The following is a 14,668-nucleotide window of genomic DNA, read 5'->3' as shown; positions in this document are numbered from 1 at the left end:
TTAATCCTTTAGATCCAGCAGGACCTTGTGGGCCTTGTGGGCCTTTTTCTCCAGTTGGACCATCAGGTCCTTTACTACCTTTGTCACCAAGAGGACCGGGTGGACCTAGTGGACCTTTGTCACCTTTTTCTCCTGTTGGACCAGTAACACCAGTTAATCCTTTAGATCCAACTGGACCAGGTGGACCGATAGGTCCTTTGTCACCGACAGGTCCAGTAACACCTTTTTCTCCTATTGGTCCAGGAGAACCTTGAATTCCTTTTTCTCCTTGAACTCCAGAAGTTCCGGTTGGACCTTTTTCTCCAGGAACACCAACAGGACCAGTTAATCCTTTGTCACCAGGCGGACCTTGTGGGCCTTTGTCACCTTTTTCTCCAGGAACACCACGTATTCCAGAAGTTCCTTTGTCACCGGGTAATCCGGTTGAGCCTTTTTCCCCAGTTGGGCCGGTTGGACCTTTTAATCCGGTTGGACCTTTGTCACCGGTGGTACCAGTTGAACCTTTGTCACCTTTGTCACCGTGTGGACCTTTGTCACCTTTGTCACCGTGTGGACCTTTGTCACCTTTGTCACCAGCTGGTCCGGTTGCACCAGGTTCACCTTTATCTCCACTTGGACCACGAATACCTCGTGATCCCACATTATCAGAATTTGTAATATTTTTTGATGGGCGTTTAGATTTAGCTTTTTCAGGAGTTTTTTCAATGGTTTTTTCAATGGTTTTTTCAATGGTTTTTTCAGGAGTTTTAACAATTTCAGAAGATTTTCTTAAAGGTACATCAAAAACAGAATATACTGAAGAAAATAAATCATTTACAACAATCCAGATAGAATTCAATTCATCAACAGATGAAGGAAGAGGGTTTTTGGAATCACCTAATATTTCTGAAAATACACCATCTTTTACTTTTAAATGAAAATCTCCTTTCCATAAAGGAGTAAATTTTTTAGCACGAATATCAGCATCAGAGGGTTTTACATCAATTATTGAAATTTGAGCTTCATATACACCAGATTGTTTAAAAGGTGCCTGCCCTTGAATTTCTATTCGTGATTGAGAAGACATAATCGTTTGTTAAAATTTGAAGTATTTCAGGATTTGGATCGCCGTATTTGAATTAACCCTGAAAATATAAGAAAATATACGGATTAAGATGGTATTTATCTAGAGAATAATCGTAGATGATTAAGTTGTTTGGTAAGAAAAAAAAGAAAATAGAAAAATCAAAAGATGAAGAATCAGCAAAAATAGTTACAAAAGAAACTAGTCTAGTTGATCCAAGTTACAATATTAAAAAATTATTTAAAAAAGGCGTTAATTTAATGGCAGATGAAAAATTAGATGATGCTGTCGAAGTATTTGAACAAGCTTTACGAATTGAACCAGATAATGTTGAAATTTTAATGAAGTTAGGATATGCAAAATTCCATCTAGAGAATCACAATGATGCTCTAAAAGTATATGATAAAGTTCTCGAAGTAGATGTAACAAATCCTGAAGCATGGAATCTCAAAGGACTAGTTCACTATGAACAAAAGAAGTATGCACAAGCATTAGATGCAGTTAACAAAGCAATTGATTCAGATAAAACATATGGCATGGCATGGTATAACAAAGCATGTTTCCTGTCATTGTTAAACCAAGTTCCAGAAGCATTACAAGCTTTGAAACATTCCATTGAAATTGATGTTAAAAATGCAAGAAAATCAATTAGAGATAAAGACTTTGCAAATGTAAGAATTGAAGAAGGCTTCAAAAGAATTCAAGAAGTAGTAGTGTTGGAATCAGTGAGGCAAGGATATCACACACTTGGGGCAATTGTGTGGACAACATTTCTAGATAAAGCAGATGCAGAACTTTCTTTAAAAAAATTATTAGAAAAAGGACTAATTGTTCAAAATGAAAAGCGTGACGGATTGAGTAAAATTCCAGTCTATGATCTTGCAGATAATATTGCAGAAAAAATCGGTAAAGAAAAAATCGGATTATTTGGAATTACAAAGAAGAAATTACCAAGACCGGTTAAAAATTTGAAAAAATTGAGTGAATCAATTCAAACAGCAAAAGAAGCAATAGAAGAAGGAGACATAGATAAAACCATATCAATTTTCGAAGAATTCATTGATCCAACAAAATCAGGAGAACAAATGATTGAAAATTTCTTTGAGGAACATAGAGAAATTAGATTATGGAAAATCAGATTAAATGATAGAGGAGAAGAATACATCATAGACAATAAAGAGAAAATGTTAGAAGTTTTTGATAATATCGAAGTAACAATTACAAAGAAATTAAGAGACGAGATTGCATAAATTATTCTGCAGATAAATCCCAATAATTGGCATCTTCTTGTTTGATAGTAGGTTTTTGAAGATTTTTCCATTCCTTAAAGGATCGAACATATAATTTTGCATTTGGTAATTCTGCAGATTTTAGAGCATAATATGCTAAACCAGATAACGTACCAACACTACCACAGTAAGTAATTATTTCAGAGTTTCCAGAAACTCCCCTATTACCCAACAATCGTTTCATGTCTTCTTTTGAACGAAGAATTTTATCATCACTTGCTAGTGTACGATAAGGCAGACTGATTGCACCAGGAATATGTTGTTCCAGATAGTTTAATCGTTCTCGATTATCAATCAAAATTACATCCTCTCGAGATTTTGCAGATTCTAAATAATCAGATGTTGCCAAAATATCAGATTGTAAATTCAAAGAATGGTCTTTTTTAGAAACATCAGGGATTTTTGAATCATTTTCTAATCCTAAAGATTTCCAATTACCATAAGTAGTTTCAAGTAATGTAACATTTGAATGACCAATCCACTCCAATGTCCAAGCTACTCTTGATGCCAATGCACCAAAAGTATCATCATAAACAACAACAGGAGTTTCATCGTCAATACCCATTGAGTTTACAAGTTTCAAAACATTTTCAGGACTATCATCAGACAATAATGTTGCCAAAGGCAAATTAACTGAATTTGGAATATGGTCTTGTTTGTAATCACCCTCACGTCGTACATCAATTACGCGAATACTATTATCACGAATTTCTGAACGAACAGAATCAACATCAGAAGTAATTTTAACGGATTGAGTCAAGCAGCACACTCACCCTTACCAGTTTTTGTGTGATAACTAGTATCGCTACCATAATCAAGATAGAAATCAGGATCATCATCTTTGTTTGGAGGAATAATTAGAGGTTCCAAGATTTTTTTAATGTCATTGATTGATTTAACAGCAGAATCTTCACTGTTATTTACAATTCTATGAATCCAAGATTTCAATGTGTCATCGGATTTTTTATTTTCTTTAAACAGTTCAATTATTTTCAAGATTACTGGAATTACTCTTTTTGCAGGAACTCTCAAACATGTTTGTCCCAACATAGTTTCTCCATCAAATCTACCACCAAGAGACATTTGATAATTGGCATACATGTCTTTTCCATTTCGTCCACCACCTCCAAAGAAACCAATGGTTGCAATACCATGTTGACCACAAGAGTTTGGACATCCACTTATCTTAATGGAAGAATCAGCTAAATCATCATCATCATCAAGTTTCAATTCTAAGAATTTTCTTTGAATTTCTTTTGCCAATCTATGTGAATTAGTTAATGCTAAATTACAAGAAGTAGTTCCAGAACAACCTACAGGAGTAGTCATAGTTAAAGCCCCAGATTTTGCAAGTCCTGACTGCAACAATTTAGAATATAACGGAATTAAGTCATCTTCATGAACGTATCGCAGTGCAACATTTTGAACAAATCCAGTACGAGCTTTTCCTTCAGAAGAAAATTCACGAATTAAATCAGCTAATACAGATAATTGATTTGACGTGATATCTCCAGCTTCTAAAGTAATGAACACAGAACGGTAATCAGATTGTTTTTGTTTCACAGTATTAGTTTTTAGCCATCTTGCATAACCATCAGGTGCAGATCCACCAGTTTCATCACTAATTTTTAATGGTCTTGTGATTTTACTAGGAGTGGTATCAACTTTTAATCTAGTAACAACAGATTGAGTTGCTCTAACAATTGCTCTTTCTTTCAATACAAGATTTTGGAATTTTTCCCAACCCATGTCATTTACAAGATAACGCATTCTATTTCTAGCAAGATTTTTTCTATCTCCCAATCTATCAAATATTCTCATAACAGCAATTGAAGTATAAAGTAAATCTTCTTCAGGAGTAAAGTCTTCTAATTGATGTCCGACAAAGGATTTGTTACCTAAACCACCACCAAGAAAAATTTTGAAACCTTTTTGTTCAGAGCCGTCAACTTGTCGAATTTCTGGAATCAAACCAACATCAACCATTCTAACCATTCCATGTTTTTCACAACATGTAAAATTGAATTTGAATTTACGTGGAAGACTTTGAGCCATAGGATTACGCAAGAAGAATTTAGCAGTTGCTAAAGCGTAAGGAGTGGAATCAAATTTTTCATCACAGCAAACACCAGATAGAGGACTACACATTACATTTCGAACAGAATTACCACATGCTTCTCTAGAAGTTAAACCAACCTCTGCAAGTGATCTAAAAATCTCAGAAACATCTTCTAAAATTACCCAGTGTAATTGGATATTTTCACGAGTTGAAAAATGGGCACTTCCTATAGAATATTGTTCACTAAGTTTAGATAATTTTTCAAACTGTTTTGGGTAAATTTCACCAGCAGGTAATTTTACACGAACCATTGCATAATCACTAGTCATTCTAGTTCCATATGCACCATGTTGTAAACGGAATCGTCTAAAACTATCTTCATCATATTTGCCTTGACGGTATAATTTTACAGTTTCAGCAAAATGATCAGCTTCATCAACTCGGGCCCAATTAATTTTAGGAGATACTGGATCAACTGAAGAATGAGTCAAATCAGAGATAGTCAATACAATGAAATTCAATCGGGTTTGGTTATAAATTTTTGATATTGGTATGTTTTAGTAATAAATTTCAAGAAACAAACAAAATTTTCCGGTTTATTCATTGCAAAAATAGTGTTAGTATAACCTAATTTTTACGTGCGAATATATTTATGGATAAAACAGAAGACATCACTATGCAAGAAGCAACAATAGCAGAACAATCTTCAAAAATTTTTACAGATGTTCGTGAAGTGGAAATCACACGTGCAATTGCAGATGAATTTCATGATGTATTAATTGATAGAGCAGAATCAGACGTAATCATCATAGGAGCAGGACCAGCAGGACTAACAGCAAGTAGAGAATTATCAAATTTAGGTTTCAAAGTTTTAGTGATTGAACAAAATAACTATCTAGGGGGAGGTTACTGGCTAGGAGGATATATGATGAATCCAGTTACAGTTAGAGAACCAGCCCAAAAAATTTGGGATGAATTAGGAGTTCCTTACAAAAAAGTTCAAGATGGATTATACTTAACACCAGGGCCACACGCAGTATCAAAATTAATTGGAGCTGCATGTGATGCAGGAGTTAAATTTCTACAACTAACAAAATTCGATGATTTAGTATTAAAAAATGGAAGGGTTGCAGGAATTGTTGTTAATTGGATGCCAGTTTCAGCATTACCACGAAACATTACATGTGTTGATCCAGTCGCATTTGAAGCAAAAGTAATCATAGATGCATCAGGTCATGACTCTGTTGCAGTAAAAAGGTTAGTAGATAGAGGATTAGCAGAATGGAAAGGAATGGAACCAATGTATGTTAACGACGGAGAAGAACACGTAGTTCACAAAACAGGGGAAGTTTATCCAGGACTTATTGCAGCAGGAATGTCAGTTACTGAAACTCATGGATTAGCAAGAATGGGACCAACATTTGGTTCAATGTTATATTCTGGAAAAAGAGCAGCAGAGATTGCAGCAGAAAAAATCAAAGAGTTAGAAAGATAAATAATTTAACCATCTAGAATATTCAGTGAAAATTTCTAAAATTATCTTATACAATGAACCAACCGTTTCAAAATTAAATTTAAAAAATATTCAAAAATTTATTTTACAAACATTTGGAATCAATTGTGATATTCGAGAAAATATTTTTAAAAAATTAAATGAAAAAGAATATGAAAAAATTTCAAATACAAGAGTATTTGATTTAAAAAAACCATTTCAGAAACATACATCATCAATTACAGAAATTTCAATAGAATCACAAAATACAGATATGTCTAGAGAAAAAGAAATCCCTATCTATGACGGAATTGAGATGAGTAAAGTCATTGAAGAAATTATACCGCACCAAGAAAATATTGAAAATATTTTACACATAGTTTTTACGAATAAATTAACAGGAACATTTGATTTAGATGATTACAGATACCATGCAAGGGTATGGGTAGGCTCAAATCCAATAATTATTTCAACTACAGGAATTATTGAAGCACCAGCAAAACCCAAGCAATACTACATAGATTTAATGACAAATTTTTCAAATGAATCAGAGGAAACAATTAGGCAAAAATACAAAGGAGAGTTTTTAGAACATGACGATCCCAGGTTACCAGAAATAATTGAAGGATATTTACTTCAATCAATAATGTATTATGAAACAGGAGATGTTTTTTGTAAAGATGTTCAATGTAGATTATTTAATGCACATTGGCAAAAAGATCTATTCATTTCACAGATTAAAAATCCATCATTATGCAATCAACATACAAAAATTTTAACTAAAATGAAAAATAATGAGGGATAGAATGAGATATTGACTTAAATTAATGAAATAAAAACATCATTCACTATGATGGCAGCAGATGCAGGTGCAGCAGTTTTAGAAACTAATAATGACGGTCCCAAAATTCCAGATAAAAAGAAAACAAAATTTGATGTGATCATTATTGGAGCAGGACCATCAGGATATACAGCAGGAATTTATTGTTCAAGAGCAGGTTATGACACATTAATTTTATCAGGAATTTTACCAGGAGGTCAACTTGTCAATACGACAGAAGTAGAAAACTATCCAGGTTTTGAAAATGGCATAATGGGTCCAGATCTAATGATTGACATGAGAAAACAATCTCAAAGAATGGGTACTACTATAATTGATGATATTGCAGTGGATGTAGATTTTAGACGGGCACCATACAAAGTTTTAACCGGTTCAGAAGAATACGAAGGACGAGCAGTAATTATTGCAACAGGTGCAAATCCAAAAAAAATGGGAATTGAAGGAGAAGAGGAATTTTCAGGAAAAGGAGTATCATATTGTGCAACATGTGACGGTCCATTTTTCAGAAATTTAGAACTAATTGTAGTAGGAGGCGGAGATTCAGCAATTGAAGAGGCAACTTTCCTTACAAAATTTGCAACTAGAGTACACGTAGTACATAGAAGAGATGAGTTAAGAGCAAGTAAAGTTATGCAAGAGAGAGCCATGAATAATGAGAAGATTCAATTTCATTGGGATTCAGAAGTAATCAAAATTAACGGGGATGAAAAAATGCAACAAGCAGTTTTAAAAAATCTAAAAACTAATGAAGAAAAAACTATCAATGTAGGCGGATTATTTGTAGCGATTGGACATCAACCAAATACAGAATTGTTCAAAAATCAAATTGATTTAGATGATGAGGAATACATTGTTTTAAAAAATAAAACACACACAAACATGGAAGGAATTTTTGCAGCAGGGGATGTACATGATAGAAATTACAGACAAGCAATTACAGCTGCAGGGTACGGTTGTATGGCAGCCATTGATGTAGATAAATTCCTTACAGAAAATGCAGGCAAATAAAAATGCAAAATGCAACAATTGTTTGAATAATTTTCATCAAAAAGATATTTACACAATTCAACAATTTCAATACAAAAAAGAACCCAATTATCAATGGACATTAAAATTTTTTGAGCAATTAAAGATTGGAGAATGGGATTCATTTTGTGAAAAATGTATCAAAGAGTATTCAAATCAATTGGATAATGCATGGAATGATCAAAAAAGTCAAGTTCTTTAATGCAAAAATTAAGTAAAAAATAATGAATTCAGATGAGATTAAAATCAAAGTTAAAGAAAACAGTGAAAAACTTATGAAGTTAGGCTCAGCTTTAGCAAAAAATCAATTTACTTATAAAATTGAAGAAAAAAAATCTAAAGAATATTGGCAAAATAGGATAACAGATTTAGAAAAATATAATGAATCATCCATAGCATATTACAATCAAGTTCACAACATGATGAATCTTATCAATAAAGAAAAAGGAGAAATATTTCTATTACAGATAAGCAAATTTCATCAATTAGGAGATCAATTAAAAAAAATAATGCAACAGATTGAGGAGACTCCATCAATAGCAAATTCAAAAGACAAACAACAGAGTCGATGGAGTAAAAAAGTTAAAGAAAAATTAGTAGAAGTAAGTAACAGTTGTTTTGAACAAGAAAAAGCCATGAATTTGAATTTTAGAGAATTTTATGACAAAGAGATTAAAAAAATTTTAGAATGAAAATTATTTTAATTTTTTAATTTTGAGCGTAGTAACAGAACCATCTTTATTCAAATTTAATAATTCATGACCATTTCTTGTTACCCATCTGGAAATATCCTCTTCAGCATCTGGATCATCAGCAGAAACGTTAATGATTTCACCAACTTGCATTTTTTCTAGCTCAATTTTTGTTCTAAATACAGGTTCAGGACAAAACAATCCAGTTGCATCCAATTGTTTTTCAGTAGATTCTGACATTCATTGTTCAAATCAAATTTGTCATATTAAAGTCTAAGTAACAAATTGAAAAAAAGAGTTTCTCATTAATAGGTGAAAAAACCTCGAAAAAAATTATTTAAAAAGATCTTCAGTTTCAGGCCGAATTAAATCATTGATGTTATGTTTTTCAGAATTAAATGAATAATCACTAATTATTGCAACAGGAGATTTAGTTGTTTTACCCATTACTAATTCTGCAGCTGAAGAAAGCTCATCAACAATAGCAATTGCAGTGACTCGTAACACACGATTAAAAGAATCCAAAGTTCCAGAATAATCCAAAATCGGTTCTATCCCAGATATGCCTATTGCACAATTTGTTTGTCCCATTCGAAAAGGACGTCCAAAAGTATCAGAAATTATTACCGCAACAGTTTTTCCAGTTTGTTCAAAAATTTCTTTTCTTAATCGTTCTGCAGATTCATCAGAATTTAACGGTAGCAAGGTGGCAAAACCATTAACAACATTACTTTCATCAATTCCAGAATTAGCACAAATGAAACCATTTTTAGTTTCAGTAATGATTAAACCGTTTTTCATTCTAACAATTTTCTTAGATTCAGATAGAACTAGTTCTACAATTCGAGGATCCTTTTTGTATTGAGAGCTTATTCCTTCAGATAATAGTGAAGGGGTAACAGCAGATAATTCAACTAAACGTCCTTCTTGTTTAGAAATAATTTTTTGAGCAATTACAAGAATATCCCCATCAGTTACATTAGCAGAATTTAAAATTATTTTAGAAAGATCATCGTCAGAATTAATTTCTTTGTCGATATAGACGGGAGTTATTTTCAATTATTTTATCATTAAACTAACAAGTAAAAAATTGTTTAGACAATAGTTTGTAATTCTAATTTATAGTGTTTATTGATTATATCTAAAATTTTAGTTAAGTCTTTTTCTTCAAGCGTAGTAGTAGCTAAATCCTTAACTAGATCTTGAGCTCGATATGCAATTCCCAACCCACAGACATCAAATAATTTAATATCATTTGCACCATCAACTACACAGACAATATTTTCTTTCTTTTCACCCCATTCTTCAATTTTTATTTTTGCAGATTTTGACTTATCTGAATCAACATTTATCGTAACGCCATCTAATTTTCCATCTTTAAAGATCAAATCATTACAAAAAACATAATCCAAGCCTAATTCTTTTTGTAATCTGTCCATCATCAATGTGAAACCTCCTGAAACAGCCATAATTTTCCAACCTGCAGATTTTAAAATTTTACAAGCTTCTTTAGCTCCAGTCATAATTGGTAAATCATCAGCTACTTCCTGACATACTTTTTCATCCAATCCCTTTAAAGCAGCAACTCTAGTTCTAAGGCCTTCTTCCCAATTAATTTTACCTTGAATTCCTTGTTTAGTGATTTCCCAAATCTCATCTTCTTTGTTTAATTTTTCTGCAAGAATTGGAAGATATTCTTCATCTAATAATACACCCTCAACATCAAAAATTATTAGCAATAGATTTCTGATTTTGAAAAAAATTCTAATAATATTAAAGTAGTGCCATCTTAATTTGAGATTTCCAATTTTGAATGTATTAAAATATGAAAAAAATCAAAAACGGTAATAATAAATCATGGAATAATATTATGAGTTTATGGTTGAAGAACTTGAACGAAAATATGATGTCAAAATCTTAATGACTGAAGAAAAAGTAAAATTTCCTGATGAATTAAAAGCACAATTAAAAGAATCAGGAATGATGGATGAAAAGGGTAAATTAAAACTCAAAGGAGTTAGTCCAAAAATGCTTAAAAGAATGAAACAAGAATATGTCGAATGTCCTGTTTTAAAAGATGACATTCAATTTGTACAATGTTTCATTTGTCCAAATTTCCAAAGTAGAGTTATGGGCGAGGTTTTCTGTAAAGGGGAACCACTAAAATAATTTTAATAGTTCACGAAAGGCTCATTAATTAAAATAATTCTCAGTAGAGTAGTTTTGGGCAAACAAGATGTTGGAATTACAGTCTCAAAAAATGAGGATTTTAGTGAATGGTATACACAAGTTGTGTTAAAGGCAAAACTAGCAGATTACGCACCAGTAAAAGGGTTAATTGTTTTAAGACCAGATGGATATTCAATCTGGGAGTCATTAAGAAGTACATTTGATAAAAAATTTGCACGTAATGGTATTAGAAATGGATTTTTACCAATTTTGATCCCAGAATCACTATTAGGAAAAGAACAGAAGCATTTTGCAGGGTTTAATCCTGAAGTATTTTGGGTTACACATTCAGGAACAAATGAGGTAGGCGATAGATTGGCATTAAGACCAACATCAGAAACTTTAGCATATACACTTTATTCGAAATGGATTCAAAGTTGGAGAGATTTACCATTAAAAATTAATTTTTGGAATACAGCATTAAGAGCTGAAATCAAAGCTACAAAACCATTTCTTAGAACATCTGAATTTCTTTGGCAAGAAGGGCATACGGTACATTCAACAAAAGAAGAAGCTGAAAAAGAGGTAATCAAAATTTTAGATATTTACAAAGAGACAGTAGAAGAAAAATTAGCAATTCCTGTAACTACAGGAAAGAAGAGTGAAAAAGAAAAATTTGTTGGTGCAGAATATACAACTACAATGGAGTCAATCATGCCAGATGGTAAGGCACTGCAAATGGGTACATCACATTTCTTAGGACAGAATTTTTCAAAACCATTTGAAGTTAAATTCGCAGACAAAGACAATGTGGAGCATTTTGCATGGCAAACTTCCTGGGGGGTGTCATGGAGATTAATAGGCGCAATGATAATGGCACATGGAGACGACAAAGGATTAGTTTTACCACCTAAAGTAGCCCCAATGCAAGTAGTGATTGTTCCAATTTATAGAAACGATGAAGGAAAAGATATCGTATTACCTAAAGTTAAAGAAATTGAAGAAAAATTAGAGTCATTAAACATAAGAGTGCATGTTGATAACAGAGAAGGATTATCACCAGGATACAAATTCAATGATTGGGAATTAAAAGGAGTACCGATTAGAATTGAAATTGGTCCAAAAGACATTGAGAAACAAAGTGTCATTATTGCAAAAAGACACAGCGGTGAAAAGACAAGTGTTGAATTTTCAAATATTGAAAAAATTCCATCAATGCTTGATGAAATTCAAAGAACCATGTTGGAAAATGCAAGAAAGCAATCCAAAGAGAATACAATATCAATTTCAGAATATACTGAATTCAAATCAAAAATTGAGAAAGGAGGATTTTTCAACTCTCCATGGTGTGGCAAATTAGAGTGTGAAGAGAAAATTAAAGAAGAAACTGGTGCTGAAATCAGAGTAATTCCATGGAATAGTGAGGATACGACTCAAAAATGCATTTACTGTAAAGAGCAGAGTAAATCAATTCCAGTTTTTGCCAGAGGATACTAGGATAATCATTGGAGATTATCCACCCAAAACATAATAAGAAAAAAAATATAATTTTTGACAATGACTACAAATCCAGAATTGGAATTAAAACCACTAATTCAACAATTCAGAGAAACCAGAAATAGAACATTACAACTAGTAAAAAATTTAGAAAAAGATGACTTTGTGGTACAGACAGCATATTTTATGAGTCCACCAAAATGGCATGTTGGTCATGTTAGTTGGATTTATGAGGCAATTATTAGTAAAATCGATAAAGATTACAAATTTTATTCAAAAGAATTTTCAGAATATCTAAATTCATACTATCAACAATTCGGAGTACCACATGATAAAGGGTTACGTGGAATTGTTTCAAGACCAACAGTGGATGAAGTGTTTGCGTACTTTAATACAATAAATCAAAGAGTTGAAAAATTCATAAACTCACATGAATTAACGGATGAAGAAAATAGATTAATAACAATTGGATTTCACCATGAATGTCAACATCAAGAATTAATGATTTATGATTTTCAACATTTACTAGCAGAATCATACAAACCAGCAATACAAAATAAAATAAAATCTACAAGTAGTGTAGAGAAAAAATCTGTTTTAGTCAAAGGTGGATTGTACACAATGGGGTATAACGGTACAGAGTACTGTTATGACATCGAACTACCAGAACACAAAGTTTACCTAAATGATTACAAGATAGATGTCTTTCCAGTTACAAATGGGCAGTATTTGGAATTTATGGAATCAGGCGGATATGACACATACAAGTACTGGTTATCAGACGGATGGGAGAAAGTAAAGAAAAACAAATGGAAGTCTCCAATGTATTGGGAGAAAATTGATGATGCATGGCACATTAGAGATTTTGCAGGGATTCACAAAATCAATCCAAACGAACCAGTAAAACATGTCAGTTACTACGAAGCAGATGCTTTTTGTAAATGGGCAAAAAAAAGATTACCAACTGAAGCTGAATGGGAAAAAGCTGCATGTTGGAATGATACAACTCAACAAAAAAATATTTTTCCGTGGGGAAATGAGCCCCCAACTGAAAATAATTGTAATTTACTAGAATCATACCAATGGGGATGTACTGAAATTGGTGCATATCCAGAGGGAGTCAGTCCATCAGGATGTCAACAAATGATTGGAGATGTGTGGGAGTGGACATCATCAGAGTATACAGGGTATCCAGGATTTGTTACAGGATTTGATGAGTATAATGACAAGTGGTTTTCAAATCAAAAGGTATTACGAGGGGGTTCATTTGGAACACCTTCAATGTCAATTAGAGCAAGTTATAGAAATTTCTTTAGACTAGATGAGAGGTGGTTGTTTTCTGGATTTAGATGTGCAGAAGATGCTTGATGAGATTAGTGAATCAAAAAACAGATATTCTAAGTATATTGTACGATGGAGATGTACAACAATGTATCGAAAAAATAATACACCATGTAAAAGATCTAAAAAAACGAGTCTACTTTTTAGATAACAATGTTAATGAGAAATACTTTTTTTCATCGCACCAAGTATGATTAACATCAAACCCAATATCTTCAAAGAGGGATTCTAGTTGAGATAGTTTGAATTTATGAGAATATTCAGTGTGGATTAGTTCATTTTTTTTTAATTGTATTTTCATTTCAGATTGAGATATCACAACTGTCTGATTTACCAAAGATTTGAGATACATTTCAATTCGTTGTGCTGATTCATTATACACAGAATGGTGTGCAAAATTATTCAAATCAAAATCAGCATCCAACTCATCATTAATCCTAGATAATACATTGAGATTAAATGCAGCAGTTACTCCTGCTGAATCATTATAAGCTGATTCCAAAATGAAATAATCCTTTACCAAATCCAGTCCAATTAAAAATAGATCACCAGATTTCATTGTGGAGTGAATTTTTTTCAAAAATTCCACACCATCATCAGGTGAGAAATTACCAAAACTAGAACCCAAAAATATTATCAAATTCTTTTTTGCATCATAATTTTTGAGAAAATCCAATCCTCCTTCATAAGTATCAATTATTCCTGTAATGTGCAAATTCTCATAGTTAGATAGTAAGATTTCAGAGGATTCAGTCAAAATATCAGAAATATCAATTGGAAAATACTCTATTTTATTCTGAAATTTCTCAAAAATATCCAAAATTAATCGTGTTTTAGTAGAAGAACCACTACCTAGTTCCACTAGACGAAACGAATCATCCAAGTAATCAAGTAAATCTTCTTGGAGATGTTCCAGAATACTAACTTCTGTTCGTGTAGGATAATATTCAGGAAGTGAGCAAATACTCTCAAAGAGTTCAGAGCCTTTAATATCGTAGAAAAATTTTGGAGAAATGAATTTTTTGTCTCTACTCAGACTGAATTTAATTTCATCTGCAAAAGAATTCTCAATTTTTGTAGCATGTGGTTTGAAATATTGTAATTTATCATCTAGTACATATTTTTTATAATTGGAGTTGGATGTAACGTCATTCAAGTGATATGAGTCATCTTCAGTTTCCATAAGTGTCTTATCCCAA

General features: G+C 32.3%; 15 protein-coding genes and 1 pseudogene. 9 read left to right on the top strand and 7 right to left on the bottom strand.

Annotation, left to right across the window (positions count from 1 at the left end):
- A pseudogene (locus tag AW732_RS02490) lies at positions 1 to 1,066 on the bottom strand (collagen-like protein); the annotation flags it as partial.
- 116 nt (positions 1,067 to 1,182) lie between these two features.
- On the opposite strand from AW732_RS02490, the gene AW732_RS02485 reads away from it, so the two are divergent.
- The gene (locus AW732_RS02485) at positions 1,183 to 2,313 is read left to right on the top strand and encodes a tetratricopeptide repeat protein (RefSeq protein ID WP_067958043.1); all 1,131 of its coding nucleotides are present in this window, start codon (positions 1,183 to 1,185) and stop codon (positions 2,311 to 2,313) included.
- A gap of 1 nt (position 2,314) precedes the next feature.
- Here AW732_RS02485 and AW732_RS02480 read toward each other — a convergent pair whose 3' ends face one another.
- The gene (locus tag AW732_RS02480) at positions 2,315 to 3,112 is read right to left on the bottom strand and encodes a rhodanese-like domain-containing protein (RefSeq protein WP_067958040.1); all 798 of its coding nucleotides are present in this window, start codon (positions 3,110 to 3,112) and stop codon (positions 2,315 to 2,317) included.
- The gene (locus tag AW732_RS02475) at positions 3,109 to 4,917 is read right to left on the bottom strand and encodes a nitrite/sulfite reductase (protein WP_067958065.1); all 1,809 of its coding nucleotides are present in this window, start codon (positions 4,915 to 4,917) and stop codon (positions 3,109 to 3,111) included. Before AW732_RS02475 ends, AW732_RS02480 begins: the two co-directional genes overlap by 4 nt.
- Before the next feature lie 170 nt (positions 4,918 to 5,087).
- Between AW732_RS02475 and AW732_RS02470 the strand changes: the two genes are divergently transcribed.
- The 5 genes from AW732_RS02470 to AW732_RS02450 are packed head-to-tail and all read left to right on the top strand — an operon-like array spanning position 5,088 to position 8,462.
- Positions 5,088 to 5,906 carry a sulfide-dependent adenosine diphosphate thiazole synthase gene (locus tag AW732_RS02470; RefSeq protein ID WP_067958061.1) on the top strand — a complete coding sequence of 273 codons (819 nt, stop codon included), beginning with the start codon at positions 5,088 to 5,090 and terminating at the stop codon, positions 5,904 to 5,906.
- A 25-nt stretch (positions 5,907 to 5,931) separates the two neighbouring features.
- Positions 5,932 to 6,708, top strand: coding sequence for a DUF6775 family putative metallopeptidase (locus AW732_RS02465; RefSeq protein WP_067958037.1), 777 nt, complete (start codon positions 5,932 to 5,934; stop codon positions 6,706 to 6,708).
- Positions 6,709 to 6,753: 45 nt separating this feature from the next.
- Positions 6,754 to 7,752, top strand: a complete 999-nt coding sequence (gene trxB, locus AW732_RS02460; RefSeq protein ID WP_067958034.1) for a thioredoxin-disulfide reductase — start codon at positions 6,754 to 6,756, stop codon at positions 7,750 to 7,752.
- A gap of 22 nt (positions 7,753 to 7,774) precedes the next feature.
- A complete protein-coding gene (locus AW732_RS02455; protein WP_348625411.1) occupies positions 7,775 to 7,972 on the top strand; it encodes a hypothetical protein in 198 nt (65 codons plus the stop codon).
- A 22-nt stretch (positions 7,973 to 7,994) separates the two neighbouring features.
- Positions 7,995 to 8,462: a hypothetical protein gene (locus tag AW732_RS02450; protein WP_067958030.1), complete on the top strand. Its 468-nt coding sequence runs from the start codon at positions 7,995 to 7,997 to the stop codon at positions 8,460 to 8,462.
- 3 nt (positions 8,463 to 8,465) lie between these two features.
- On the opposite strand, the gene AW732_RS02445 is transcribed toward AW732_RS02450, so the two are convergent.
- The 3 genes from AW732_RS02445 to serB form a co-directional block, all read right to left on the bottom strand.
- A complete protein-coding gene (locus tag AW732_RS02445) occupies positions 8,466 to 8,702 on the bottom strand; it encodes a sulfurtransferase TusA family protein (RefSeq protein WP_067958027.1) in 237 nt (78 codons plus the stop codon).
- Positions 8,703 to 8,795: 93 nt separating this feature from the next.
- Positions 8,796 to 9,521, bottom strand: coding sequence for a coenzyme F420-0:L-glutamate ligase (cofE, locus tag AW732_RS02440; RefSeq protein ID WP_067958023.1), 726 nt, complete (start codon positions 9,519 to 9,521; stop codon positions 8,796 to 8,798).
- A gap of 35 nt (positions 9,522 to 9,556) precedes the next feature.
- Entirely contained in the window at positions 9,557 to 10,201 is a 645-nt protein-coding gene (gene serB / locus AW732_RS02435) for a phosphoserine phosphatase SerB (protein ID WP_067958020.1), read from the bottom strand.
- A 139-nt stretch (positions 10,202 to 10,340) separates the two neighbouring features.
- On the opposite strand from serB, the gene AW732_RS02430 reads away from it, so the two are divergent.
- The 3 genes from AW732_RS02430 to egtB are packed head-to-tail and all read left to right on the top strand — an operon-like array spanning position 10,341 to position 13,496.
- A complete protein-coding gene (locus AW732_RS02430; protein WP_067958017.1) occupies positions 10,341 to 10,631 on the top strand; it encodes a hypothetical protein in 291 nt (96 codons plus the stop codon).
- A 54-nt stretch (positions 10,632 to 10,685) separates the two neighbouring features.
- Positions 10,686 to 12,128, top strand: coding sequence for a proline--tRNA ligase (gene proS / locus AW732_RS02425; RefSeq protein WP_067958015.1), 1,443 nt, complete (start codon positions 10,686 to 10,688; stop codon positions 12,126 to 12,128).
- Positions 12,129 to 12,188: 60 nt separating this feature from the next.
- Positions 12,189 to 13,496 (top strand): ergothioneine biosynthesis protein EgtB, encoded by a 1,308-nt coding sequence (egtB, locus tag AW732_RS02420; RefSeq protein ID WP_067958011.1) that lies wholly within the window; start codon positions 12,189 to 12,191, stop codon positions 13,494 to 13,496.
- Positions 13,497 to 13,605: 109 nt separating this feature from the next.
- Here the strand turns inward: egtB and egtD are convergent, their stop codons facing one another.
- Positions 13,606 to 14,652: an L-histidine N(alpha)-methyltransferase gene (gene egtD / locus AW732_RS02415; RefSeq protein WP_082697399.1), complete on the bottom strand. Its 1,047-nt coding sequence runs from the start codon at positions 14,650 to 14,652 to the stop codon at positions 13,606 to 13,608.
- Positions 14,653 to 14,668 lie beyond the last annotated feature (16 nt).

The sequence above is a fragment of the Nitrosopumilus sp. Nsub genome, from assembly GCF_001541925.1.
In the GTDB taxonomy this organism is placed as follows: domain Archaea; phylum Thermoproteota; class Nitrososphaeria; order Nitrososphaerales; family Nitrosopumilaceae; genus Nitrosopumilus.
This window is presented reverse-complemented; position numbering and strand designations above follow the sequence as displayed.